This window comes from Williamsia sp. SKLECPSW1, assembly GCF_054332755.1.
Genome location: NZ_JBTGLI010000001.1, coordinates 788,602 through 812,292, shown reverse-complemented (window position 1 = coordinate 812,292; position 23,691 = coordinate 788,602). Strand labels below are relative to the sequence as shown.

22 protein-coding genes are annotated in these 23,691 nt (G+C 66.1%); 6 read left to right on the top strand and 16 right to left on the bottom strand.

Annotated elements, in window-relative coordinates; translation table 11 throughout:
- Positions 1–10 precede the first annotated feature (10 nt).
- Positions 11–1,081, top strand: a complete 1,071-nt coding sequence (gene gmd / locus ACXVUM_RS03555; protein ID WP_458522768.1) for a GDP-mannose 4,6-dehydratase — start codon at positions 11–13, stop codon at positions 1,079–1,081.
- Here the strand turns inward: gmd and ACXVUM_RS03550 are convergent.
- From ACXVUM_RS03550 to ACXVUM_RS03490, 13 genes are all read right to left on the bottom strand, one after another.
- A complete protein-coding gene (locus tag ACXVUM_RS03550; RefSeq protein WP_458520490.1) occupies positions 1,070–2,089 on the bottom strand; it encodes a cellulase family glycosylhydrolase in 1,020 nt (339 codons plus the stop codon). The genes gmd and ACXVUM_RS03550 overlap by 12 nt on opposite strands.
- Positions 2,086–3,309, bottom strand: a complete 1,224-nt coding sequence (locus tag ACXVUM_RS03545) for a lipopolysaccharide biosynthesis protein (protein WP_458520489.1) — start codon at positions 3,307–3,309, stop codon at positions 2,086–2,088. The genes ACXVUM_RS03550 and ACXVUM_RS03545 overlap by 4 nt, the downstream gene beginning before the upstream one ends.
- A complete protein-coding gene (locus ACXVUM_RS03540; RefSeq protein ID WP_458520488.1) occupies positions 3,306–4,133 on the bottom strand; it encodes a glycosyltransferase in 828 nt (275 codons plus the stop codon). The genes ACXVUM_RS03545 and ACXVUM_RS03540 overlap by 4 nt, the downstream gene beginning before the upstream one ends.
- Positions 4,130–5,233 carry a YveK family protein gene (locus ACXVUM_RS03535; protein ID WP_458520487.1) on the bottom strand — a complete coding sequence of 368 codons (1,104 nt, stop codon included), beginning with the start codon at positions 5,231–5,233 and terminating at the stop codon, positions 4,130–4,132. Before ACXVUM_RS03535 ends, ACXVUM_RS03540 begins: the two co-directional genes overlap by 4 nt.
- Entirely contained in the window at positions 5,230–6,525 is a 1,296-nt protein-coding gene (locus tag ACXVUM_RS03530; protein ID WP_458520486.1) for a hypothetical protein, read from the bottom strand. The genes ACXVUM_RS03535 and ACXVUM_RS03530 overlap by 4 nt, the downstream gene beginning before the upstream one ends.
- Positions 6,522–7,205 carry an acyltransferase gene (locus ACXVUM_RS03525; protein ID WP_458520485.1) on the bottom strand — a complete coding sequence of 228 codons (684 nt, stop codon included), beginning with the start codon at positions 7,203–7,205 and terminating at the stop codon, positions 6,522–6,524. Before ACXVUM_RS03525 ends, ACXVUM_RS03530 begins: the two co-directional genes overlap by 4 nt.
- Positions 7,202–7,801, bottom strand: a complete 600-nt coding sequence (locus tag ACXVUM_RS03520) for a YveK family protein (protein WP_458520484.1) — start codon at positions 7,799–7,801, stop codon at positions 7,202–7,204. Before ACXVUM_RS03520 ends, ACXVUM_RS03525 begins: the two co-directional genes overlap by 4 nt.
- Positions 7,798–8,940 carry a glycosyltransferase gene (locus tag ACXVUM_RS03515; protein WP_458520483.1) on the bottom strand — a complete coding sequence of 381 codons (1,143 nt, stop codon included), beginning with the start codon at positions 8,938–8,940 and terminating at the stop codon, positions 7,798–7,800. Before ACXVUM_RS03515 ends, ACXVUM_RS03520 begins: the two co-directional genes overlap by 4 nt.
- Positions 8,931–10,112, bottom strand: coding sequence for a lipase family protein (locus ACXVUM_RS03510; RefSeq protein WP_458520482.1), 1,182 nt, complete (start codon positions 10,110–10,112; stop codon positions 8,931–8,933). The genes ACXVUM_RS03515 and ACXVUM_RS03510 overlap by 10 nt, the downstream gene beginning before the upstream one ends.
- Positions 10,113–10,120: 8 nt before the next feature.
- The gene (locus ACXVUM_RS03505) at positions 10,121–11,332 is read right to left on the bottom strand and encodes a hypothetical protein (protein ID WP_458520481.1); all 1,212 of its coding nucleotides are present in this window, start codon (positions 11,330–11,332) and stop codon (positions 10,121–10,123) included.
- Positions 11,329–12,606 (bottom strand): glycosyltransferase family 4 protein, encoded by a 1,278-nt coding sequence (locus ACXVUM_RS03500; protein WP_458520480.1) that lies wholly within the window; start codon positions 12,604–12,606, stop codon positions 11,329–11,331. Before ACXVUM_RS03500 ends, ACXVUM_RS03505 begins: the two co-directional genes overlap by 4 nt.
- Positions 12,607–12,720: 114 nt before the next feature.
- On the bottom strand, positions 12,721–13,254 hold the full coding sequence (locus tag ACXVUM_RS03495) for a WcaF family extracellular polysaccharide biosynthesis acetyltransferase (RefSeq protein WP_458520479.1): 534 nt from the start codon (positions 13,252–13,254) through the stop codon (positions 12,721–12,723).
- Positions 13,251–13,982: an FkbM family methyltransferase gene (locus tag ACXVUM_RS03490; protein WP_458520478.1), complete on the bottom strand. Its 732-nt coding sequence runs from the start codon at positions 13,980–13,982 to the stop codon at positions 13,251–13,253. The genes ACXVUM_RS03495 and ACXVUM_RS03490 overlap by 4 nt, the downstream gene beginning before the upstream one ends.
- Before the next feature lie 346 nt (positions 13,983–14,328).
- Between ACXVUM_RS03490 and ACXVUM_RS03485 the strand changes: the two genes are divergently transcribed.
- Together ACXVUM_RS03485 and ACXVUM_RS03480 are read left to right on the top strand one after the other, a co-directional pair.
- A complete protein-coding gene (locus ACXVUM_RS03485) occupies positions 14,329–14,916 on the top strand; it encodes a DUF3558 family protein (protein WP_458520477.1) in 588 nt (195 codons plus the stop codon).
- A gap of 470 nt (positions 14,917–15,386) precedes the next feature.
- Positions 15,387–16,922 carry a hypothetical protein gene (locus ACXVUM_RS03480; protein WP_458520476.1) on the top strand — a complete coding sequence of 512 codons (1,536 nt, stop codon included), beginning with the start codon at positions 15,387–15,389 and terminating at the stop codon, positions 16,920–16,922.
- A 137-nt stretch (positions 16,923–17,059) separates the two neighbouring features.
- Here the strand turns inward: ACXVUM_RS03480 and ACXVUM_RS03475 are convergent, their stop codons facing one another.
- From ACXVUM_RS03475 to ACXVUM_RS03465, 3 genes are all read right to left on the bottom strand, one after another.
- A complete protein-coding gene (locus ACXVUM_RS03475; protein WP_458520475.1) occupies positions 17,060–17,356 on the bottom strand; it encodes a hypothetical protein in 297 nt (98 codons plus the stop codon).
- 63 nt (positions 17,357–17,419) lie between these two features.
- Positions 17,420–17,944, bottom strand: coding sequence for a hypothetical protein (locus ACXVUM_RS03470; RefSeq protein WP_458520474.1), 525 nt, complete (start codon positions 17,942–17,944; stop codon positions 17,420–17,422).
- A 142-nt stretch (positions 17,945–18,086) separates the two neighbouring features.
- Positions 18,087–19,550 carry a polysaccharide biosynthesis tyrosine autokinase gene (locus ACXVUM_RS03465; protein WP_458520473.1) on the bottom strand — a complete coding sequence of 488 codons (1,464 nt, stop codon included), beginning with the start codon at positions 19,548–19,550 and terminating at the stop codon, positions 18,087–18,089.
- Positions 19,551–19,994: 444 nt separating this feature from the next.
- Here ACXVUM_RS03465 and ACXVUM_RS03460 point away from each other — a divergent pair, with 444 nt between their 5' ends.
- The 3 genes from ACXVUM_RS03460 to ACXVUM_RS03450 all read left to right on the top strand — a co-directional run bounded on the left by ACXVUM_RS03460 (position 19,995) and on the right by ACXVUM_RS03450 (position 23,511).
- Positions 19,995–21,113 carry a glycosyltransferase family 2 protein gene (locus ACXVUM_RS03460; protein WP_458520472.1) on the top strand — a complete coding sequence of 373 codons (1,119 nt, stop codon included), beginning with the start codon at positions 19,995–19,997 and terminating at the stop codon, positions 21,111–21,113.
- Between the two features lie 484 nt (positions 21,114–21,597).
- Positions 21,598–22,215 carry a glycosyltransferase gene (locus ACXVUM_RS03455; RefSeq protein ID WP_458520471.1) on the top strand — a complete coding sequence of 206 codons (618 nt, stop codon included), beginning with the start codon at positions 21,598–21,600 and terminating at the stop codon, positions 22,213–22,215.
- Between the two features lie 6 nt (positions 22,216–22,221).
- Positions 22,222–23,511 carry a hypothetical protein gene (locus tag ACXVUM_RS03450; protein WP_458520470.1) on the top strand — a complete coding sequence of 430 codons (1,290 nt, stop codon included), beginning with the start codon at positions 22,222–22,224 and terminating at the stop codon, positions 23,509–23,511.
- Positions 23,512–23,691: the final 180 nt, after the last annotated feature.

Genomic DNA, 23,691 nt, shown 5'->3' with positions numbered 1-23,691 from the left:
GGAGCTCATGATGCGTCGGGCGCTGATCACCGGGATCACCGGTCAGGATGGTTCGTACATGGCCGAACTCCTCCTGCTCAAAGGCTATGAGGTGCACGGACTCGTCCGCCGCTCCTCCACTCTCTACAAGCCACGTATCGAACACCTCTACGTGGAGCCGCAGAACAAGAGTCGGTTCCACCTCCACTACGGCGACATCACCGACACGGCGCGCCTGATGACGTTGATCGCGACCATCCAGCCGGACGAGGTCTACAACTTCGCCGCGCAATCGCACGTCCGCGTCAGCTTCGACGAGCCCGAGCACACCAGTGAGGCGACCGGGATCGGCGTCACCCGGATCCTCGAGGCGATTCGACTCACCGGCGGCAACTGTCGCTTCTATCAGGCGTCGAGTTCGGAGATGTTCGGGTCGACGCCACCCCCGCAGGACGAGACCACACCGTTCCACCCGCGCTCGCCCTATGGCGCGTCGAAGCTCTACGGCTACTGGATCACCCGGAACTACCGCGAGGCATACGGGATGTTCGCCGTCAACGGCATCCTCTTCAACCACGAATCACCCCGTCGTGGAGAGACGTTCGTGACCCGCAAGGTGACACGGGCGGTCGCTGAGATCCGCGCAGGACTCCGCGATCATCTGTATCTCGGCAATCTCGACGCCATCCGCGACTGGGGCTACGCACCGGAGTACGTGGAAGGGGCCTGGCGGATGATGCAGGCCGACACGCCGGACGACTACGTCCTGGCCACCGGGATACCCTGCACGGTCGAGAGATTCGTCGAGGTCGCCTTCGCTCATGCCGGACTGGAGTGGCGGGACCACGTGCGCTTCGACGAGCGGTACCTCCGGCCGACGGAGGTCGATGCACTGATCGGCGACTACAGCAAGGCGCTGGACGAACTCGGATGGGATCCGACCGTGGACGCGGAGATGCTCGCCCGCATCATGGTCGACGCCGACATCGCCACCCTGGGGACACAGCAGCTCACCGCGGCCGACAAGGTTGCCGTGCCGTCGTGGAACTCCATCGTCAGTGTCGAGACACGACCACACCTCCGTCCGGTGTCAGGACATTGACCGGAGTCGCTGCACGACGGGTTTGGGTGTCCAGTCGAAGCGGTACAAGCCGAAGTTGAGCTCGGCCTCCGCCGGGTTCGGTGACCAGTCCTTGCTGGTGTACAGGAAGACCGGTCCGATCCCCGGCTGGGATCGGAGGAAACGCAACCCGTCCACCAGGATGGATGCCTGTCGGTCGTCGGTGACCGCCGTCGCGCCGCTACCGGTCGGCTGACCCCATTCGCTGATCCAGATCGTCGTGTCCGCGTGCCCTGTCCGGGTGAGGAATGCCCGCAGGTCCGTGATGGTCCGCGAGGCTCGGGACCCCCGAAGCGGGTGGGGATACGAGTACGGATGGAGACCGACAGCCGTGAGGGCGGCCCCACCGCCCGCGGCGTAGATGCCCCGGATGAAGTCGACGGCCCCGATTCCTCCCGGGGCAGTGGACAACCCGCCGGTCACCACCGTGGCATCGGGCTGCACCGAGGTGATGGCGCGGTGCGCGGCCGTGAGTGTCGCGACATAACCGTCCGGTGACGGATTCGACCAGAACTGGGGGAGGTTGGGTTCGTTCCATACCTCCCAGTGCGAGACGCTGCCGGCGTAGCGCTGGGCTGCCGCGCGGGCGAAGTCGCCGAACCGTGCGGGGTCGGCGGGCGGCGCGGCCGCCTGGTTCGCGCCGAGGAAGTTCTCCCACGCCGGGGCGGGCCCGCTGAGCAGGGCGAGCACCGACAGCCCGTGCGACCGTGCGCTGGTCACCGCGCCGTCGATGCGACCCCAGTCGTAGACGTCCCGCACCGGCTCGATCTCGTTCCAGTTCATGACGATCCGGATCCACGTCGCCCCCACCCGGCGGATCGCGTCGTTCTCTGTGTCGTATCCCTGGCTGGTGCGGTCGGTGAGCGTCGCGATACTCGCGACGCCGAGAACGCGAGGGGCGTCTGCCCGGACCGGGGCACATGCGGACACCGCGGACACCAGCAGGCAGAGGAGAGCAGCTGCGATGTCGGTCTTGCGACGGCGTGTCATACGAGGGCCTTTCGTCGATGCCGCGCCGTCGAGGGCTCTCGGGAGCCGGCGAACCCCACCAGCATGACCAGGGTGATGATCTGGGTGACGACAGGCGCGACCCACAGCCAGTCGCCGTTCAGCCACACACCGGACACGACCAACAGGCCGAGCCCGACCGTCGCACCGGCCACGATGGCCACCGCCGACAGTCCCGCTCCGCCGACTGCCAGCAGCACGGAGTTGGCCGCCTGCCCGAAGGCGGCGATCCCCGCCGCGACGATCATCGCGAACACCAGCACGGCCGCGTCACGGTACTTCGGACCGGCGAGAGCCACCACCGCGAGTGCGCCGGGCCATGCGGCGACCATGACGATCAGCAGGTAGACCCCCGACAGCCTCGTCGAGAACCGGTACAGGGTGCGGAACGCGATGACGTCGTCGAGGCGGCGCGCGAGCTCGGGTACGAGGACCGCGGACAGCGATGCGGTGAGCAGGGTGATGGGCCCGATCACCCGGGTGGCCAACGAGTACTCACCGACCAGCTGCGGTACCACCACGAGCGCCAGCAGGGGGATCTGCAGTTGTGGGATCACCGCGGCCAGGGAGTACACCCAGTAGCCGCCGGATCCGCGCAGGGCCTCCCGCCATGCACGCGTCGCACCGATGGAGACGTCGGACATCGGCGCGAGGACGCCGATCGCGATCGGGATGAGGTAGACCGCGGCGAGCACCGCGAAGTCGACCCGTGCGGTGAGAGCGAGGGAGCAGATGACCGCCACCAGCGGTATCAGGCGGTGGGAGACGACGACGATGTTCGCCAGCACCTGGCGGTCCCGCGCCGTCAGATGCGCCTGCGCGTAGTTCTGCACGGTGTCGCCCACCGCGAACAGCACACCGGCGACGGTGACGGTCGCGACGCCGACGCCGGCCAGGGCGGTGAGGCCGACGACGACCGCGATCGTGACGGCGACGGTGTGGGTGGAGAACAGCGTGCCCGCCAGGGTGGTCTTCTCCACACCCGCCCGCAGGATCCGGGTGGGTGCGCCGAAACCCACTGCGAGACCGACGATCAGGCCGACGGTGTATGCGGTCATGAAGTGGCCGAAGTCGGCGACGGAGGTCCCGCGGGCGATGAGCAGAAGCGACATGCCCAGCGCGATCGAGCTGACGGCGCGAGAGCCGACACGGGCCACGGCGAGCGAGGCGACCCGTCGGTTCCCGACCGCCGTGACGCTCACCGGATGGACACGATCCGTCGGCGGAGTCTGCGGTATCCGTCGGTGAGTTGGATACGGAACGTCACTCCGTACAGGACGTGCATCCCCGTCAGGCCCACCGAGATCGCCCGCGTCGGCAGGGAGTGAGCGTGCGCCATCCGCACACGGTGGCTCTCGCGGACGAACTGTGGCCAGAGCGTCGCCGACTTGGAGGTGTCGTGGAAGCGCAGCGCACCGATCGGTGCGTCGACGACGACCTGGCGCGGCGTCCTCTCGGCGAGGCGGAGCTGCAGCTCGAGATCCATCACGGTGTTCAAGCTCGCGTCGAATCCCCCGGCGTCCCAGAGGAACTCGGTCCGCATGGCGATCGAGCCGGAGAACGCGACGGGGCCACGTCGCAGGATCCCGTCCACGTCGAGGCGGCGGCCGGGATAGTGGTCGATCACCGTCCCGTCCTCGCGCAGCATCTGGTGTGCCCCCACCACGAGGTCGACGGTCGGATCGGCGGCGAGTGCGGTTCGGATGGCGTCGACACCACCGTCGACGATGATGTCGTCGGCGTTGAGCCACAGGACGACACCGTTCGCCGCCCTGCGCAGCGCACGGTTCAGCGCGTCGGATTGGCCGTCGTCGCGTTCGGAGACCACGCGCAGTCGCGGGTCGGCGGCGGCCATGCGCGCGAGCACATCGGTGGTGCCGTCTGTGGAACAGGCGTCCTGGACGACGATCTCGTCGGCGGGCCCGAGCTGTGCGAGCGCGCTCGTCAGCGCCGTCTCGAGGTGTCGTCCGGGGTTGTAGGACGGCACGATGACGCTGAGACCCTCGCCCCGCGACGACGGGCTCATGACGGTGCGGTCTCGTCCCGCCGGCGGTCGTCGCGTCCGCCGTTCGGGGACAGGGGGTCCGGGCTGTCGCCGAACTGCCACGCGCCGCTCTCGCGGCGGTGTCGCCGCCGTGGTGCGGGGGTCGTCGCGGATGACGCGAAGGGGGACACCCATCCGCGCGGGTCGGTGGTCGCCTCCCAGCCGTTGGTCTCCGGATTCGGGCGGTGGCCGTTCCCGTTGTGGCCGATCTCGCGGGATGCGACGGGCCCGACAGGGGGTGCCGCAGGCGCCCGCCCCGCCGGCGTGCGATCCACCGCTGCCCGTTCCGTCGGCGCTCGTTCCGCGGGCGCCCGGTGGGTCTCTGCGCGTTCCACCGGGTGCGGAACGTCCAGGGACGTCTGCAGGGAACGATCGGCGACGGGCGCGGTCGCCGCGGGGGCGGTTCTCGTGTCCTGCGCCGGGGATGCGGCATCGGTCTCGTCGGCCGGCGTCGACGTCGTCGTGCCATCGGCCTTGCGTCGGTTGACCAGCCGGAACCGCCCGGGGATCAGGATCGCGATCACCGCACCGAGCACCAGTCCACCGACGCCGTAGGCGGCGAGCAGGGTCGGTTGCAGCACCGGGACCTTCGTGACACCGGCGTCGGCGGGTTGCAGGATCAACAGACCGAGGGAGGGACTGCCACCGCGGAGCGGGCGCTCTGCCTGCGACACCAACGACACCAGCTGCTGGGCCACCGCGTCGGACAGGGCTGCGGCCTCCTGCGCGTCACCCGCGGTCGCGGCGATGTCGAGCAGAACGGTGTCCGGTGGAGTCGACACCGAGATCCGCTTCGCGAGTTCGCTTCCGGTGATGCCGACGCCGGAGCTCTGCGCCGCCCGGGCGAGGAGTTCGGGACCGACCGCCATCAGGCCATAGGTCCGGACGCGGGACTGCGCCGCCAGGTTGCCCTGGTTTGCGGCGGTGACGTCCTGGGCAGAGGTGCCCACGAACAGGCGGGACGTGGCGCGGTAGGAGTCGGGCGACGCGGTCGCCAGCGCGGCCGGGACCGCCACCGCGACGATGCCGCAGAGGACGATGAAGACCAGTCGCCGTCGGACGAGCTCGAGTATCTCGCTCATGACGCTCCTTCTGTCTCGAGCCGGGCAGGCTCGGGTGCGGGGTGTCGCCGTCGTGGCAGTCCGATGCGGCGGGGGACGAGGAGGCGACCGGGGCCGATCATCAGCAGCAGAACCGGCACGCACGGCAGGATGCCGAGGAAGTAGGGGGTCATCAGGCTCTCGAGCGTCGAGATCCCCAGCAGGCCGCAGACGGCGACGATGAAGACGGATCGTTCCTCGCCCTCGAGGAGGAACGCCTTGAGCGCCATCGCACCGACGATCACGATCACGCCGGCGACTCCCACCGACAGCGTCGTGTCCAGCCATGCGTTGTGGGGCGAGTAGTTCGCGTCGTAGACCGATGTCGTCCCGAGCCGTTCCCAGAAGGCGGGTCCGGCGCCGAGGACGAGGTGTCGCCCGATGAGCAATTTCGCCTCGTTCCACAGCGTGCCGCGGAAGCTGAACGCCTCGTCGCCATAGGACAGCAGGACGGGTAGCAGCGACAGGCCGAGGGATGCCAGCAGACCGATGAGGTGGATCGCACGGTGCGCGCTCGACGTGCGGAGGGCGACGGTCATCAGGGTGACGATCCCGACGCCGATCAACGCCGTTCGGCTGCCCGCCAGTTCGCCGAGGGCGACCACCGCGACGAGGAGGGCGATGACGTGCGGCCACCGTCGCCCGACGAGCGCGAACGGCAGCAGCAGGGCGACGGCGAGGCCGAGCACGTTCCCGTTCCCGGCGAACGCGGACGTCAGTGCCTCGCCTGCCGATCCGCACTTGTCGGTGCGACAGGAGCCGACCGCGCCGGGCACGACGGTGACGGCGACGAGGACGGTGATCGCGATGACGAGCAGGCTGGCCCGTGCGGCCCAGGCCAGCGCGGCCAGCGTGACGCGCTCGCGTTTGAGCAGAGGGATGGTGAGGAGGACCCCACCGAGAACCCACCGTTGGATCTCGCTGAACGTGCCCCCGTCGAGCAGCAGCGGGAACAGCGCGAGCACGGAGACGCCGGCGATCATCGCGACCGGCAGATCGATCCGGAAGCCCGGTGAGTCGAATGCTCTGCGCAGCAGCAGTACTGCGATCACCGCCGACGGCAGGTACCACAGTGCCGGGAACAGCGACGACGCAGGCGTCGACACGATCACCGGTCCGAACACGAACGTCCAGGCCATCGGCCAGGCTGTGACCAGGACGACGGCGACCGCCGCCCAGCGGTCCTCGTCGCCCAGAGCGGTGAACTCGCCTCGTCGCACCGTCACCACGAGGACGGCGATGACCGCGACGAGGGCATAGACGATGACGGTCATCGGAGGGTCTCCGTCGTCGGCAGGTCGACGGGCGTGTGGACCGCGATCCTGTCGAACCAGGCCCACCCCGAGATGTCCTTCTTCGGCTGGGCCGGTGTGCCCGCGTAGAGCTGCCGGGTGGGATCCCCGGGGGCCGTGGCGGTCCGGGTGGACCCGGCGGCGAGGATCGACCGGTCGGGCAGGTACGAGTTCTGCAGCATCTGCACGCCCGTCGCGGTGAAACACCGCGCGCCCACCACGATGTCACCCGCGCGGGCCACGTTCTGGGCGAGATCCAACTCATGTGTCTGGAACACCGATCGGATGCCGGCGATCATGGACATGTCCCCGACGAGGAACCTCCCGGAGCAGTCGACGTGGTGCCGGTTGGTGAACCCCGCGCCGCGGCCGAGGCGGAGGAGACCGAGTTCCGGGTCGACCGCGCGGTGGTCCGGTGCGGCGGTGAACTGGTTGAAGTTGCCGATGTAGGCGTCCGCGTCGAGGTGGACCAGCCGCAGCGACCGGAAGACGTTGAGAGTTCCCAGGGAGGTGTTGTCGCCGAGGGTGAATCGGACATCCCCGAGGACGACGGTGGGCCCGATCCGCACCCCGTGGCCGAGGGTGACCCCGATCCGACGCAGCAGCATGTTCTTCACCGGAGAGGGGGGCAGCAACCACAGCAGGAGGCGGACGACGGTCATGCCGGCACCTCCGATGCCCGGCGGGTGGTGAGCAGCGACAGCGCGAAGGCGCCGATCAGACCGAGGATCCCGTACATGGCGATGACCTCGGCCGGACGTTTGCCGTCCGGCGCCGACGGTGCCATCGCGGAATCGACCACGGTCACCCGTACCGGCAGGAGGTTCTCCCGTTCGGGGATGACCTGTGCCAGCACGCCCGCGGTGGCGTTTGTGAACGTCACGGCGGCCTCGGGCGTGGTCGCACGAACGCTCACCTCGATGAGTGCGGTCTTCTTCGGTGCCGTCACCGACAGGTTGTCCCCGAGCTGATCTCGACTCAGCGGCAGCTTGTCGGTGGAGATCACACGGTCGAGGAACGAGTCGGTGGTCCCGAACGCCGCGTACTCGGGGACGCGCGACTGGATGAACACCGACTGCGCGAAGCCGCCCGGATCCGACGAGCCGCCGCCGACGGCGGGAAGGACTGTGGCGGTGGCGGTGTAGTACCGCGTCGAGTCGTGTGAGACGTACCAGCCGAGCGAGGCGCCCACGACGATGCCGGCGAGCAGGAGGACCGCCCGGGTGAGCAGCAGGTGACGCAGGTCGCCGATCGTCATGCGACCCCCTCCCGTCGACGTGGTGACGCCGCGCGGTAGATCTCCTCGAGGTCGTCGACGACCGCGGACACCGAGAACTGTTCCGCCACAGCAGCACGTCCCCGAGCGCCCGCCGCGGCGGCGGCGTCACGGTCGTCGAGCATGGTGCGGATGGCCGCAGCGAGCGCGTCGTCGCCGTGGTCGACGACGGCTCCGCAGCGGGCACGCGTGACGGCGGGGGCGAGTCCACAGGTCTCGGTGACGATCACCGGTACACCCACCGACATCGCCTCGAGGACGGTCATCGGAAAGGGTTCGTGAACGGATGGCAGGACGTAGACCGCGCTCTGCGCCATCCGGCGCGGGACGTCGTCGGAGTGGATCGGTCCCGTTCGCACGATCCGGTCGGTGTGGCCGCTCCGCGCGATCTCGGCGTCGACCGCTGCCGCCTGCCCGCCGTCCGGTCCGACGAGGGTGAACCGCGCCTGCACACCCGCATCGAGCAGGGCCGCAGCGGCGCGGACGAAGAGCGCAGGTCGTTTCCGCTCGTCGAGGCGGGCGAGGAACAGCACCTCGGTCGAGTCGCCGGTGCGCTGGATCGAGCCGTCGACCGGCACGCCGTTGACGATGCGGCGGAACGGCAGACGCCCCGCGACGTCGCGGAGACCGCCCTCCTCCGTCGGGGTGAGTGTCAGCACCTCGCGCGCGGCCTGCAGGGCGGGGATCGTCGCCGCACGGTCCAGCGGTCGGGCGAGCGTTCGCGACGACGGGTCGATCATCCCGTGGCACTGGACGACGTAGGGGACCGCGGACCGTCGCACGGCCATCGCTGCCGGCAGCGTCACGAGGTCCCGCGCGAGGTGGATGTGGACGACGTCGTGATGACGTGCGCTGTCCGCGACGAACGCGCGCGCACCGGGGGCGCGGAGCCCCGCGACGCCGAGACCCGGCACCGATCGGCGCTGGGGGAAGAAGCGGCACCGGACACCGGGGAACGCGTCGCCGGGATCGGACTCCCATCCGCGTGCGGCTCCGGTCAGCGTCACCTCGTGCCCCCGTCGGGCGAGTTCGACGGCCTGGTGGCCGGCCACGCGGGTGGGCCCACCGAACTGGCCGTCGGGGGTGAACAGAGTCGCGATGTGGAGGATCTTCACGGGCACGCGTCCGTCACCGGACGCCCGGCGAACCGGTCGACCACCCATCGCAGATCCGAGTCGTCGAGGAGGGTGTCCCCGTGCCCCTTCCCGGGGACGGCCCGTGGGGACACCTGGCTGCCCTCGGCGCACGCCTGTGCGATCGGAGTGGTCACCCAGTCGGGTGGGATCAGCTGATCGGCCAACCCGTAGACGACGCGGATCGGGACGGTCGACCGTCTCTGCGGCAGTGCATCTCGTTGCAGTGCGGTGGTGTACGCGCCCACGGCGTCGGGTGCCGGGGCGAAGCCGTCGGGGCCGATGCTCTGCAGGGCGCGGGTTCTGGTGGCCGCGTCGCATCCGACGAGATCGCCCACCGTCGCGGCGGGGATCGCGGGGAGGACCTGCGCGACGGTGAGCCGGCCGTCGGACGCTCTCGCTGCGCCCAGTGCCACCATGGCCGCGATGGTGCGTTGTTGCATGGAGAGGTCTCCGTCGGCCGCCAGCTGCGCCAGAGCGGTCACGTTCGCGGCGGGCTTGGTGGCCAACGCACCGACCATCGTGAGACCGGCGCCGTAGTCGCCCTGTTGCTCTGCTGCCGCCCAGACCGCCTGTCCGCCCTGCGAATCGCCGTAGGCGAGCCATCGGGTGGACGTGGTGGGTGCCAGGCGGTGCAGCGCGCGGGCGGCGTCGATGACGTCGAAGGCGGCGGTGAGCGGATCGAGATAGAGGTGGACCCCGTCGGGCCCGAGGCCGCGATAGTCCGTGGCGGCCACGGCGTACCCCGCGGTGAGCAATCCGACGACGGTGCCGGCGTACCCGCGCAGGTCGGGTGACTGGGACAGACCGCACCCGTTCGATGTGCCGGTGGTGCCGTGGGCGAACGAGATGACCGGCCACCCGCCGGTGGGCGGTGCGGTGCGGGGGAGGAAGAACGCGCCGGTGACGCGGACCTCGGCCGCCGTGCGGGGGTCGGTGGAGACGTAGGTGGCGCGCACGGCCTGCGAGGCCGCCTGGGCGAGGGCGGGTGTCGCATCGGTGAGGGGGGTCGCCGTGACGATCGTCCCACGATCGGCCGGCGCCGGCGGGAGCGACGGTGTGACGGGGATCGGTGACCGTACGGCGGTCGTCGGCGCGGGGTCGTCGGAACACGCGACGGACGTGAGGGCCGTGGCCGCACAGAGGGCGAGGGCGATCATCGCGCGCCTCACACCGCACCGACCGGATTCGCGAGGGCCTCGCGGAGTGCGGAGCCGACGACGTCCGGATCCTGTGCGCCGTCGAGGAACCGTGCGGTGACGAACACGGTGTCCTCGACGCGGCTGTAGACGAGGTTGAGTTCGTCGCTGCGGGTGCAGACGGTTGCGACCCCGAAGATCCGCGGCGACGCGGACGTGGTGCTCCAGCGGGCCGCGGCGATCGCCGGGCTGGCCGACAGGTCGGACACGATGAGCCTGGTGGGTGCGCCGGCGACCCATCGCCGGATGTGCGGATCACGCAGCCCCGCGGGTCGCACCGCGCCGAGCGCGTCGGAGAGTGCTTGGCGCACCACGAGATCGGCACCACCGGCCACGGTGCGGACGGTGGTGCTCATCTCGGGGGGTGAGGTCGACGGCGCGGTGATGGCACCGATGAAGTTCGACGTCGACACCGATCCGGGTGGCAGGTATCGCCGGAGGTTCACCATCAGGGTGATGTCGTCGGCCAGGGCGACGCCGGCGGCGCGCAGTCGCCGGTCGATCAACCAGGTCATCGTGGTGGTGGCGCTGGCATCGGGATGGTCGCGGTCACGCAGCGCGCGTAGACGGTCGGGGAATCCCGGGTCACTGGCGACGAAGACGCTGCGTGTGGTCGCGTCGGGTGCGGTTCTCGATGCCTCGCCCGTCGCGGTGCCGCGTCCGCGCAGGACCCTCCGCGTCGCGTCGACGACTGCTCCCGGATGGTGTCGCACCGCCGAGGCGAGTGCGAGCGCGGAGGGACGACGCACCGCCGACGCGCCGTCGACGAGGAAGCTGGGGAACGTCGGCGTCGACGACTGGGTGAGAGCGGCAAGCAGTTCCGTGATGTACACGCCGTCGCCGATGCCGTGGTCGCAGGTCGCGAAGAGGTGGTCGCCGCTGACGCGGATGTCGAGTGCCGCGGTGGACATCTCCGCGGCCCGCTGCATCGACCCCCCGATGTCGTCGACGTCGAGATCGGCCGCGGTCACCGAGGTCCCACGCCGGATGTCGTGGTCCCACCGAGCGGAGTCGAGGGTCGGCACGAGACCTACGCGGGTGTGCGCCCCCTGTGCGGCGATCGCGGCGAGCCGGTCGCGGATCCCCTGGATGCCGCCGGTGAACTCCACCGGGCCGATCGCGGCGGTGTACCGGGCGGTGGCGAACTTCCGGTCGCTGACCGTCTGACGCAGCGCGGTCATGCCGCACCCCGCGCCAGGTCGCGACACCAGTCGGCGTAGGCGTCCAGGGCCTGACCGGCGTCGAGGACGTCACCGGCGTAGCGGCCCCCGTTGTCGGCGAGCTGCCGGATCGCGTCATCGTCCCGTCCCAGTGCGAGGACCGCGTCCAGCAGTGCCTCGGGATCGGCCGGCGGGACGGTGACCCCGGCACGCGATCGGGCGATCTCGTCGGCGGTGACACCCGCCGGGTCGACCGCGGCGATGACGGGTCGACCGCTGGCGAAGTAGCTCGTGAGTTTGCTGGGAGCCGCCATGTCGGCCACGCCGGGACGCTCGTTGACCAGGAGCACGTCGGCTGCGCCGAGTGCGGCCATGTAGTCGTCCTCGGGGAGGGGGTCGAGGAAGGAGATGGTCTCCACTCCCGCGGCGACGGCCTCGATGTGGGCGCGTTGGTTGCCGTCGCCGATCAGCACGAACCGGACCGGTGCACCTCGCTGTGCGGCGAGACGGGCTGTCTCGACGACGTTCTCGAGGCCCTGCTTCACACCCATGTTGCCGCTGTGCACCGCGACGAGTTCGGCTGCGCCCCAGCCCAGGCGGTCCCGCGTCGATGCACGGTCCGACGGGTCGGAGCGGACGACGTGCGTCCAGTTGCGGATGGTGACCATGCGCGGCTGGTGGATGCCGAGGGCGCCGATCGACCGGGCGAACCGGTCGTGGATCACGACCACCGATGACGCCCAGTGCACGCACCACGATTCGATGCGGGTGATGAGTTCGCTGGTCCGGCCTCGAGCCAGACCGGTCTCGATGGCGCCCAGGCTGTACAGGTCTTGGACGACGAGCCCGACGGGGATGTGGCGCAGGCGTCCGTAGAGCGTGATGATCGTCGCAGCGATGAGCGGGGGGCTGATCACGACGATGGCGTCGGGTGTCCCGATCCCCGCCGCGATCGACCGCATCGCGAAGCTGAGCTCCATCCGTGCGCGACCCCGGGCGGTGACGATCGGCGGTACGTGGTGGTCGACGCGTTTGACGACGAGTGACCCGCCCGACGGCGTCACGGTGGCGGCCACCGCGGGCGGGGCATCCCATTTGCGCCACTGCGGATAGTGAGGGATGCCGGTGTGCACCGACACCGTGAAGCCGCGCTCGCTGAGTCCGCGTGCGAGCCCGAACGTGTACGGGCCGATGCCGGTGACCTCAGGTGCGAAATTGATGCCGACGATGGCGACGGACACCGGGCGTCGAGCAGCCGGCAGTGCGCTCTCGCTGCCTGCTCGGTCCGATGTCATCGGGGACGCCACCTCGGTGTTTGCTGCTGTCGGGCCCCCGGGTGTGCGGTAGATCACCCACACAAGTGCATCGTAGATTCAAATCGGTACATGCGTCGCGTAGACGCGACACGACTATCGACCGTCCACGACGAATTCTCCGGGGGCGACCGAGCGCGCCACGACGCTGCCGGCACCGATCACCGCGTTGTCCCCGATGGTGACCCCGCGCAGCACGGTCGCCCGTGCGGCCACCCACACCCCGTCGCCGATGGCGATGGGTGCGTTGTCGAACTCGAAGGTGGGGGAGTGGCGGTCGTGGCTGCCCGTGCAGAGCAGCGCCTCCTGCGAGATCACCGTGTCGGCGCCGATCCGGATCGGCTCGAGATTGAGCAGCCAGGCACCCTCACCGATCCACGAGTGGTCGCCGACGCTCAGCTTCCACGGCCAGTGCACGCGTACCCGATGGCGGATGAGAACTCCCTGGCCGATGTCGGCACCGAACCCGCGGAGGAGGGCCGATCGGAGGCGTGCCGGGCACCACCACTTCACGAAGACGACGTTCAGACACACGAACCAGGCGACCTGGACCGCCAGCGGTCGCCCCTTGTCGTAGCCGGCCCCGGTGAACCCGGCCAACTGCCACCCACGTGTCGGTCTCGGCGTCACAGGACACCCGGCCGCATGTAGACAGCGTCGACCTGCAGCATCCGGCCGCTGGTGAGATCGGTGAATCCCGGGAAGATGCTGACCGTCTCGAAGCCGGCCGCCGCGGCGAACGCCGCCCCGTCCTCGAGCGACATCCCCTCGGAGTACATCGGGACGAGGGACAGCTCGAGCTGGACGCCCACGCACCGGTCGCGGATGAAGTCCGCGGCCCCGTCGAGGACGTGCCGCTCGAATCCCTGGGTGTCGACTTTGAGTAAGCACCGATCGGCTGCGGGCACGAGGTCCGCCGCGACCGCGTCGAGACGGCGGACCTGGACTTCTTCCTCGCCGACGTATCCGATGTCCGGCGCCGCCTGCTTGTGGCCGTCCAGCATCTCGAGGAGCGAACTGCTCTCGCCGGCGTTGCTGGCGATGTGCATCCGCGCGGACTGGTCGCGATCACCCAGACCCATCTGGTGCGCGGTCCACTGCGAGTCCTTGGCCGACGCGGCCTGGAGCCGCGAAAAGGGTTCGGACAGTGGCTCGAAGGACACGATCGCGCCCGCCCATCCGGCCTCGCGGACCTCCTGCCCGTACCGGCCGCCGTTCGCTCCCACGTCGACGACGCAGTCGACCGACGCAGTCGTGAGCATCCGCGCCAGCATGACCGTCGGACCCAGGCCGGGATAGCGCACGAGATCGACACCGACCCGACGGAGACCTGCACGTACGGAGCGTGTGAGCGCCATGAGTCACCCTAGGCTGCCGGATCGCCAACATCCGAGCGTTTGCCGCGCACCGCCGATCGGAACGCGCCCGTAACGCGCTCGTGCCCTCCTGGGGATCCCTTGCCGCAGTTTCGCCAGGTGACGTGACTGTTCCCCGTAGGTGCCTCGGCCCGAATCGACCTCACCACCGCCGGCAACCGCGGACAGGTACCCCTCAGTGGCCCAGCAGGAGTTTTGCGAGGCGGGTGATTGAGCTCGTGGAGGAATGGCATGCGGACAATGACTGGGCGGTAGACATGCCCGGTCAAGTACAGGCGGACTTCATCGCCCGTATCCAGAGCAGCGTCGATGAGGACATTTCGAAAGGATGGTTGAAATGACGCGGTGGCGTGCGGCGGGGCTCGGCGTGGTGCTACTCGGTGCGATAGTCGCGGTGGCGGCCTGCGGGTCAGGCGACACTCCCGCGTCTGAGCCCACAGCCTCCTCGACGACTGTCTCCGCTCCTGCGACACCGGTACGGCCTGCAGATCTGACGGGGTCTGCTTTATGCGGGCTCTTGGGAACAGGGGACCTCGCGCCGCTCGTCTACGGCGATACCGCCGGCGGCCCTGCTGCCGAGTCGTCGGGGGGACTTGCTGGGTGCCGCTGGCCGGTGTCCGGATCCCGCAAGGACTTCGCGATCTTCGTCGACAGAGAGTCTGGCGGGAACATGCGCGAGAACTTCGGCGAGTTCGCTCAGGTGACGATGAAGGTCGACGGCCAGCAGTTGGTCCGGACAACCACGGGCGCAACGACCTGCGACGCTGTGGTCTACGGTCCGCAGGTCCCGGCGACTTATTATCTGCGTATCAAGTACGAGGCCGACAAGTCGATCCTCAAGGGCCAGGATCCGTGTAAACCAACACTTTCAGCTGTCGATGTGGTCCTGACGAAGCTTGGGTGGGTACCGCGGTGAGGTTGCTTGCGTGGCAGCTGTCAAGCTGGTAGGCAGGGGCCGCTTTCGCGTTCACTCAAAACCCTGAGCTTGGGGCCAGGCACCTTCACTGTCACTGAATTGTTCGACCGCCGGACGGCGTCGTCGAGAATCGGTGGTTATGAACGCCCCTGTAATGTCCGGCGGCTTCAGGCTGCGCGCGGGGTCAGTTGGTCGCTAGACATGCCCGACAGATCGCACGGCCGTCGGAACAAAATGCCTACTGGGGCTCAGTTGCAGATAAGACCAAGTCGGTCGCTGACCTCGCCACCCCTTACGCCGCGCGGCCAAGCCGCGTCGCGTAGGTCAGGAAATGGGCACGTCATCGCGACAGCACAACGACCGAGTTGCGAATGCCTTGGCGAATTATCGGGCGATCAACGCCGTACGCGAGCTGGTGGTCGGGTGTTCTAGCACGGGCGCGGCGGATCGACTCTGTGGCTGCACGATCTGTGTGCCAGCATCGTCGCTGTTCAGGAGGATCCAGAGTTCGTTTGGAACGAAGCCGCGCTGATCGCAGCATCGGAGGCGTAAGCCGTGTCCCAAAATCGCTGTGGGCGGGTGGACCGGTCGGTCGACATGCCGGAACCGCACCCGTGTCCGATAATCAGCCGGTGACCGTGACCGATCCTCGCGCTGACGTCGACGACGAGCTGGGCGCTGAACGGTCGCCACTGTTCGCGCCCATCGCGCTCGTGTTAGCGCTCTCGGCGCTGTCAGTGGGTGGTGCGCTGACGTCGCCCAAGTTCGCTGCCGTCGCCGCAGCCGGAATCCTCTTCGTCGCCGTGTACTTCGCTCCGCGAGAGCGGGTGTGGGGTCTGCTCGCGGTCGGCTTCGTCGCATCACTCACGCTGTTCCCCGTGCTCGCGATGAAGGGCGTCAGCCTGTCGATCATCGGCGCGGCCGTCGTGGTCATGCTGATACGGGCGGGGGTCGGCGAACGTCGCTGTGTCACGGCCCCCGCGAGCACCTTCGCGTTCTGGGTTGCCCTGGCGGCGGTCGGGATGTGCACGGGGCTGAACCCCGAGTCGTCAGCACGAGCATGGTTCTTCTTTGCCCTGGTGGTATTCGTGCTCGTGCCGACCGTGGCCGCGGCCAGCCGCGAAGACATGACAACGATGTACGCCGGCGGGGTGACGCTGGTCGCGGTCGAGTTGGCCCTGTCTCTCTACGAGGAGTTCGTCACCCGCACACCGCTGTACGTCATCGGTTCCCTGCGTGATCCGCTCGACCCCGAGGCGGTGCCCGCGTTCCTGCAATCGACCTTGTTCGAGGACGCGGTCCGCGTGACTGGCACCCTCGGACACCCTCTACCCCTGTCGTTCCTGATGGTCGTCATGTTCGCCATCACCGTTGCCTTCGCCGACCGCATCCCCGTGGCGGTGCGGAGGTCGATGTACGTGGCGTGCCTCGGCGCGCTACTCCTCGCGAGCGCCCGCAGCGCGCTTATCGCCGTCGTGCTCGTCGCGGTCATCGCCGGCTTGGCCCGCCGCACCGTCCCGACGCTGATCGCCGCCGTGTTCGGCGTCGTCGCCTACGTGCTGATCGGCGGCGAAACAATCGCAGGCTGGCTCGGCGTCGACGCGCTCGAAGCGTCTGGGTCGTTCACCCACCGATCGGGCGTGCTGTCTGCGCTGCCCGCCCTACTCGACCGCGACCTCGGGCCGCTAATTGTCGGGACCGGGTACGACCAGCAGAAGGGCGTCATCGAGACGTTCGTCGGCACGAGCTTTTCCGCGGTCGACAACCAGTTCGTCGGCTACCTCATCACCGGCGGACTGGTCGCGTTCGTGGCGCTGATAGTGGCCCTGCTCGTCGCCGCTGTTCAGTCGCAAAGGATGCGGCTGCCGCTGCTCGCGGTCGTCGTCATGTTCTTCTCGTTCGACGCGCTGTCCTGGCTCGCACCGCTGTCACTGGTCGCGGTCATCATCGGACTCGCCGCCAATCCCGCCACCGACGACGAGGTCTACGTTGAGGATCCCGTCTGACATCAAGCGCGCACTCGATGTCATCTCAGTGCTGGTGACCTTGTACTTCCTCTACACGTACGTGCGGCCCGAGCAGGGGATGTCAGCAGTTGCGTTCTTTCTGATCTGGCCGTTCCTTGGCTGGCTCGGGATTCGCCTTATGCGCTGGCACGACGATCGCAAATCGCCCACCAGTTCGCGCCGTCCCACTGATAGCGACCGACCGCGAGAGCGCTGAGTGAGGCGCTCGCCTGTCCGTCGATCGTGCCGGTGGTTGGCGGCACGGTCACGGTGGAGCCGCTGGTGATGTTCTTGAGTCGGTAGATCCGGCCCGCCGCAGCGGGTGTCGGCAGGGTGATCGTGATGACACCGTTGGCGAGGATTGTTCCGTCGGTGTCGAGCGCGGTGTAGTTCGCCGTCTTCGTGGTGACGGGTGACGACAGCGCTCCGGACACCGAGGTCCCGACGAGCACCTAGCCTGTTGCCGCGTCGTACCGCCGGAAGTTGGCGGTGGCGCGCTAGGGCAGTACGAGTGTCGGTCCCCATCCGCGTAGGTTCAGGTCGGTCGTGCTGTCAGCGCCGGCGTTGGACAGGATGATCGGCCTGCCGAACGCCATCAGGGTGATGTCCTGCCCGGCCATCGGGTGATAGCTGGCGTCGATCGCGACGATGGCGGTGGCGTTGACGAAGAAGGTGGTCGACCGTTTGAACGGGGTGATCTTGCCGTCGGCGTCGACGCCGAACTGCTTGCTGAACCCGTTCGACGACACGACACGGCCCAACGGCCAGCGGACCGTGCCTACTTCGGAGATCGACGAGAACGAGTCCCTGATCAGGCCGGCGGAGAAGTTGCCCGTCGCGGAGCCGCCTCTGATGTCGACGAACGACTGGTTGCTCACGGACACGAGCACGGGGATGTAAACCTTCCCCGCCGGGCGGGCCTTCGCGGCGTCGATGGCAGCCTGGATCGCGGCCGAGTGGGTGTCCGCCGTCGCGGCGAGGTTGACCTTGGCGTGGTACATACCGGTCAGCGGATGGACCACCGCGGCGACCGGCGGTTGAATGACGGAGTCGGCCTTCGCTCCCTGCGCAGTCGAGGCATATGACGAGGAATGAGCGCCAGGTGGCAGTCACCTCAGCAGTGCTGAATCCCGCTCCGAGATTTAGAGACGTAGAGCCTGTCAGCTAATGCGAATCTGCCCGGTGCTGCGCGGCGTCTGAGGCAAGCGCGGTCTCGACCACTGCCTGACTTCGTGGACGCTTGCCCGGTCCGAGCCGCTGGCCGTAGTAGGTGTAGCGGGCAGAGCGAACGTCTGCCTCGGTCAAGACCGTCCCGATTACCGGAGTCTGGGCAACCCCGAGTTGTTCAATCGCGGATTGGAGGTCGCGCACCTTCGTCGCGCGAGCGCGTGCGACGAGCAAGACAGCATCGACATAACCTGACAGAATTGCCGCATCGGTGACCGGTAGAACCGGCGGGCTGTCGACAATCACCAAATCAAAACTATCGGCCAGACGCTTCAAGGCATTCCGCGCGCGCTCAGTCGCCAGCAACTCTGCTGGATTCGGAGGCTGCGGACCGCTGGCAAGCATCCACAGGTTCGCCATCTTCGACTCCTGAACCAAATCCTCCAAATCTGCATCTCCACGGAGGAAATTAGTAAGACCGACACCGCCAATGAGGCCGCTTCGTCGGTCTACCTGTGGCCGACGCAGATCGGAGTCGACTAGGACCACTTTATGACCAACCTCGGCGAGGGCTGCGGCAAGGTTCATTGCTGTGGTCGTTTTGCCTTCAACAGCCATAGGGCTGGTGACGAGAATGATGGACGCTGGCTTGTCGACGCTAGTGAAAGAGAGATTCGTCCGGAGCTTTCGGTATGCCTCTGCCGCTGGCGTTGCGCCTGAGGCGAAATCGATGAGTCCCTGCTTGCGGAGCGAGCTATCGGTGGGAACGACGCCGAGGACCGGCGATTCGGACACGGTCGCGAGATCCTCTTCCGATCGGACACGATTATTGAACCGTGACCTGGCCAAAACCCAGATTGCGCCCATGGCTGCCCCAACAAACAAGCCGAGCAAAACGTTGCGGGTGGTCTTCGGACTTACCGGTGTTGAACTTGCGACTGCCGGCGTAACGAGGGTCAGCTTTGCAAGCGGCTGTCCCCCTCCCGCGGGAGTCTCGAGTCTCTGGATGTAGGCAGTCATCGACCTGGCAACAGCATTAGCGAGATCAGAAGCCGAGGATCGGCTCGACTCTGTCGCTGTGATCGACAACAGGACAGTCGACGTTGAGGATGACGAAGACAAAGCCTTACGCGCATCTGACGTCGAAATTTGTAGCTTCGCTGAACTGAGCGCCTGATCGAGCACCGCGTCGGAGTTCACAAGTTTCGTATAAGACGCGACTCGCTGCTGCGCGGCCTGTCCGCCGACATACGCAGCGTTGCTGTTGTCATCGCTCCCGGATGTGACATAAAGCGTCGCCGTCGCGGCGTACATCGGCGTTTGCGCGAGGCTGAAGGCGAGTGCTGCCGCCCCGACGATGACACCGACGATGAGCACCACGAGCCACCCGCGCCGCAGTGCGGACAGTGCCTCATGCACGCCGTCTCTGGGGTCCGCCCTCTGACGTTGGCCATTTGTCATCGTAAATCCAATCTCATACCCAGAACGGTCATGATGACGGTCGCTGCTGATGATCGCTTGACTGTGGTCGAGGCGAAAACCGTTTCTTCTGTTGAGCTTCGAGTTTCGATACGCGGTCGAACCAAAATCTCAGAGCGTCCTGCGACGGTCGTCTCACGTGGAGCGTAGACGCTTAACACGGGCTCAGCATGACATGTGTAGAGGCACGGCGAGTACAAGCGGACTGTCCATAGTAGAAGGAGCCAGCTAGCGGTATCTAGCGACAGCATCGGTCGCCAGACGGGCGCGTCTTTGCCAGACTTCATCGTTGCTTATGAGGCCCAGCTCAAGAACCAGGCGCCGAACTTGAAGCAACTTCTCAGCCGAACAGAGCCGCCTTTTTCTGGGTTGCATTGAGAAAAATTTATTCGCGATTGTGGTTGCCGTCGATTCCTCGAACCATCGATGCGCCGTAGAAGTTCGGCGTGCGCGACTGCGACGAGCGTGGTTCAATCTCCGCAATGCATGGTGGCAAAGTGCCCAGATATCACCGAAAAGGCGGCGCCGAACGTGGCAGGTTCTGGATCTCCTGATCGTGCGCACCCTCAAGAAGGCGATGTGTCCCCCACAGTGAGTATCGCGATTGTGACCTACAACAGTGGCCACGTCATTTGCGATTGCTTATCCAGTATTGCGGCAATCTTAGACCGCGGGGGCGAGATCATCGTGGTCGATAACGACTCCACCGACGATACTTGCGACCTAATCGAAGGGCGGTTCCCGGGTGTGACCCTGGTCCGCAACTCCTCGAACGACGGTTTCGCGAGCGCCGTGAACGTCGTCGCCCTCCAGGCTGCAGGGGATGTGGTCGTGCTCCTCAATCCCGACGTTCGAGCCAGCCTGGATGTTCTCGTTCAACTGTCGAAACTTGCTGTGGACAACGAGTCAGTGGTCGGACCAGTCGTGCGGGCGACCGACGCAGCCGTCGCAACGGTCGGTGGTGGGATGTTCCCAACGCTCTGGCGGACAGTCCTTCATTGCTCCGGGCTGGCAGCTTTCGCACCGGGGAGTATCTCGTGGCTACGTGGCTGGTACATCTACGGCTCCAAGCTTCACGACCTCGAATCGCTTCAACCAGTGGATTGGGTCACGGGCGGGTGCATGGTGGTGCCTCTCCCTCTCTGGCGAGAGCTCGGTGGGCTCTCTGAACGATGGTTTATGTACGCCGAGGACGTCGAATTCTGCTATAGGGTTCGCAATGCGGGGCACGATGTTCTACTTGTAACTGACCTTGAGGTGCATCACGCGATCGGGGGAAGTTCTGCGGGCGTCGACGGACGGGCCGGCACCGCGTGGTTAGTCAACCTCTACGATTTCTACGAGTGGAGAATCAGCAGTTCGCGGTTCTGCCGCATGTTGTGGCGTGCGACGGTGCGCGCAGGTTACGCTGCGCGCCTTGCCGCCGCGAAGGTGGCGGAGAAGCGCGACGGGCAGCGTTACGGAGGTAGGACGCGTCAGTTCGAAGCCTATTCCGCGGCAGCTGCAGCACTTCGCGAAAGGCAATCGGAAAAAGCTAATGTCTGAGTCCTTATTGAAATACTATCCTGTTGCACGAACGGCACACGTCGAGAGAATATTACTCAATCCCTCGGCGTATCTCTATTTCAAGCGAACGCGGCTCGATTTCGACGCAGGGGTCCAAAAAAGTGCTGGTGATCGCCTGCGCCAGGGCGGAGTTTGGGACTTTCTCGTTGCCATCATTCGACTTCGCCCGAGGTGGGTGGAAGTGCCAGAACCGCTCGCCGTTCGGTGCTGGCCGCAAACCCTTCCAATTCTGATTTTTATTCGATTTGCTTTCCCGCTTATCATGCTCTTTCGAGTCGAGCGTCCCGTGTCCGTGAGTTACTGTATCGAGAACTGTAGCCAGGGCCCGAAGTTGTCCGAAACGCTGCGACTTCCTCGGCGACTCGGTAATTTGCTGGTGCACTTGGTGACCACTCTCGCGATGAACTTGCTTGACCGTGTTGCGTTCGGGACCCATGGAGCGCTAGATAACTATCGACGGTCCATGTTCTGGTACGACAAGGTTCGCGCTGAGTGCCGAGTCATACTAGCGCTTCCAGATGCGCAAATCGACGAGTCGCCGGCGCCTCGTCCGAGAGGACCGCACCTCGTCTTCCTGGGTACTTTTGAGCGTCGAAAGGGAATACTCGAATTACTCGCCGCGTGGGATCAGGTTCGGTCTCAGGTGCAGAATGCTGAACTGACCATTATCGGGTCGGGTGAGCACCAGTCCGCGGTAGAAGTGTTCGTCAGAGAAAGAGCGGAGTGCTCGCTCGTCATATCGCCGGCACGCGACGAAATATTTGCCCTTCTTAAGCAAGCGAAAGCTTTGGCGCTGCTGTCGCAGCGCGAGGTTGGATGGCGAGAGCAAGTTGGACTCCCGATCGTAGAAGCACTGTCCGTAGGCTGTGAGATCATCACAACCGAGGAGACGGGAATCGCGGACTGGCTGATCGCCAACGGTCATCAGGTACTGTCGACCGACGCAACTACCACCGAGATCGCGGCGTCTCTCATGGCTTCGCTGCTCTCTGGCCGAACGCCCTTTGATGTCCTGGGCTCACTTCCGTTGAATGACGGACGTATGGAAGCAGAATCGTGGCTGCTCGATGCGTCGCGGTAGCGATCTATGAGTCTGGCGATCGATAGTCCAAATCGATTTCATCGCATTTTTTATTTCGGTTTCCCCACCCTGATCGCCGGATTTTCTCAGGGCCTTGGTCTGTTGCAAATATTTCTGCTGCTCTACCCTTCCGGTGGAGGCATAGCATCCGACTTTTTCTTCTACACAGGGACGCTTGCCGCATTTCCGAGTCAGGTTTTGGTTCTCGGCGTACTCTTCGCGCTTTACACGCGTCGCTGGGTTCCGGCCGCTCGGACCATTCGGACCATCGAGATTGCACTTTCTCTGGCAAGCATTCTCCTGGTCGCGGCGGCGTTTTGGTTTTATAGCGCCCAGAATCGATCGTTTTCAACGATGATCCCCTGTGCGCTTCTGATCTGCGTCAATTCCCTACTGCAGAACGCTTTTCAGATGTTTGCTTACCGTAGGGCCGCCTATGGTGACGCGCGATTCATCGCAGGGGCGACGCTACTTCCCAGTATTTTTTCGTGTTCTTCACTGCCGTTCGCAATCTATTCGAGTTTGAATTTCAAGGTGTTGGTTTTGGCTGCGGCTACTATGATAGGATCGGTTTTCGCGGTAGGTTTCGTGATTTATATCCGGCGAGCTGAACGACGAATGGCGGAGGGGTATTCGGGGGACGCGCAGCTTGGCCACGTCTACCCAGGTGCAGAACTCCGCCGCGACACCCTGTGGTTTGGGACGAAGGCTGTGACCGGCTATGGCGCCGGCGTCGCATTGCAGTCGGTCGCCAGCCTTCTCCCCGCGTCAAGCGTCACGATTATCGGAATACTCTCAAGGCTTGTGTCGGGGTTCTCGACGACCGTTACCAACGCTCTATTGCCACGACTAGTCAACGCAAGGTCTAGCGGCAAGTCTGCCGCGCAGAATTACTGTTACGTGGTTTTGCTGTTTACGACGTTGGTGAACGCAGCGCTCATGATCCCCGTCGTGTTGGGCGTGGGTTTTAGCGTTGGCCAAGTTTCCTTGGCGATTATCGCCGTTACATGGATCGGTGGTAGTTCTGCGAGCGCAGTAATTCAACGCCTCGCGATAAGATTCCATTCTTCTGTCGCCTCGTGGGTCAGCATCGTCGTGTCAATTGCTGTCCCTGCTTCCCTCGGGATCATCCTCGTCACCGGGAATCTGAACCTGCTTGTGGTCGTCGTAGGATTTGTGTTGTTAGACGTCGCAGTAGGATTAGGGACCGCTCTTTTGTTAAAAGAATTTCAACTGTCGGTCGCTGTTGCTTCTGCGGCCGCGTTTGGCCTATCTGTAGCGATTGGTATCCAATGACAGCTTTGTCTCTGCCGGAATCGACTAATTCGCGCCCAATATCGATCGTGGTCGATGCGTATTGGTGGCATTCGGGACCGGCCGCCCTGCGTCGAACCGTCATATCGATAGTGGAGCGATGGGCAGTGTCCTATCCCGAAGATCGGCTTGCAGTCGTAATTAGACGGGGTGCGGTGAAGC

Bases quoted from the DNA above. Each gene is read 5' to 3' on its own strand.
- ACXVUM_RS03550 (WP_458520490.1), bottom strand. From the start codon at position 2,089: ATGACACGCCGTCGCAAGACCGACATCGCAGCTGCTCTCCTCTGCCTG.
- gmd (WP_458522768.1), top strand. From the start codon at position 11: ATGCGTCGGGCGCTGATCACCGGGATCACCGGTCAGGATGGTTCGTAC.
- ACXVUM_RS03450 (WP_458520470.1), top strand. From the start codon at position 22,222: ATGAGTCTGGCGATCGATAGTCCAAATCGATTTCATCGCATTTTTTAT.
- ACXVUM_RS03485 (WP_458520477.1), top strand. From the start codon at position 14,329: ATGGTTGAAATGACGCGGTGGCGTGCGGCGGGGCTCGGCGTGGTGCTA.
- ACXVUM_RS03460 (WP_458520472.1), top strand. From the start codon at position 19,995: ATGCGCCGTAGAAGTTCGGCGTGCGCGACTGCGACGAGCGTGGTTCAA.
- ACXVUM_RS03540 (WP_458520488.1), bottom strand. From the start codon at position 4,133: ATGAGCCCGTCGTCGCGGGGCGAGGGTCTCAGCGTCATCGTGCCGTCC.
- ACXVUM_RS03530 (WP_458520486.1), bottom strand. From the start codon at position 6,525: ATGACCGTCATCGTCTATGCCCTCGTCGCGGTCATCGCCGTCCTCGTG.
- ACXVUM_RS03455 (WP_458520471.1), top strand. From the start codon at position 21,598: ATGTTCTGGTACGACAAGGTTCGCGCTGAGTGCCGAGTCATACTAGCG.
- ACXVUM_RS03465 (WP_458520473.1), bottom strand. From the start codon at position 19,550: ATGACAAATGGCCAACGTCAGAGGGCGGACCCCAGAGACGGCGTGCAT.
- ACXVUM_RS03505 (WP_458520481.1), bottom strand. From the start codon at position 11,332: ATGACCGCGCTGCGTCAGACGGTCAGCGACCGGAAGTTCGCCACCGCC.
- ACXVUM_RS03535 (WP_458520487.1), bottom strand. From the start codon at position 5,233: ATGAGCGAGATACTCGAGCTCGTCCGACGGCGACTGGTCTTCATCGTC.
- ACXVUM_RS03525 (WP_458520485.1), bottom strand. From the start codon at position 7,205: ATGACCGTCGTCCGCCTCCTGCTGTGGTTGCTGCCCCCCTCTCCGGTG.
- ACXVUM_RS03500 (WP_458520480.1), bottom strand. From the start codon at position 12,606: ATGACATCGGACCGAGCAGGCAGCGAGAGCGCACTGCCGGCTGCTCGA.
- ACXVUM_RS03520 (WP_458520484.1), bottom strand. From the start codon at position 7,801: ATGACGATCGGCGACCTGCGTCACCTGCTGCTCACCCGGGCGGTCCTC.
- ACXVUM_RS03510 (WP_458520482.1), bottom strand. From the start codon at position 10,112: ATGATCGCCCTCGCCCTCTGTGCGGCCACGGCCCTCACGTCCGTCGCG.
- ACXVUM_RS03490 (WP_458520478.1), bottom strand. From the start codon at position 13,982: ATGGCGCTCACACGCTCCGTACGTGCAGGTCTCCGTCGGGTCGGTGTC.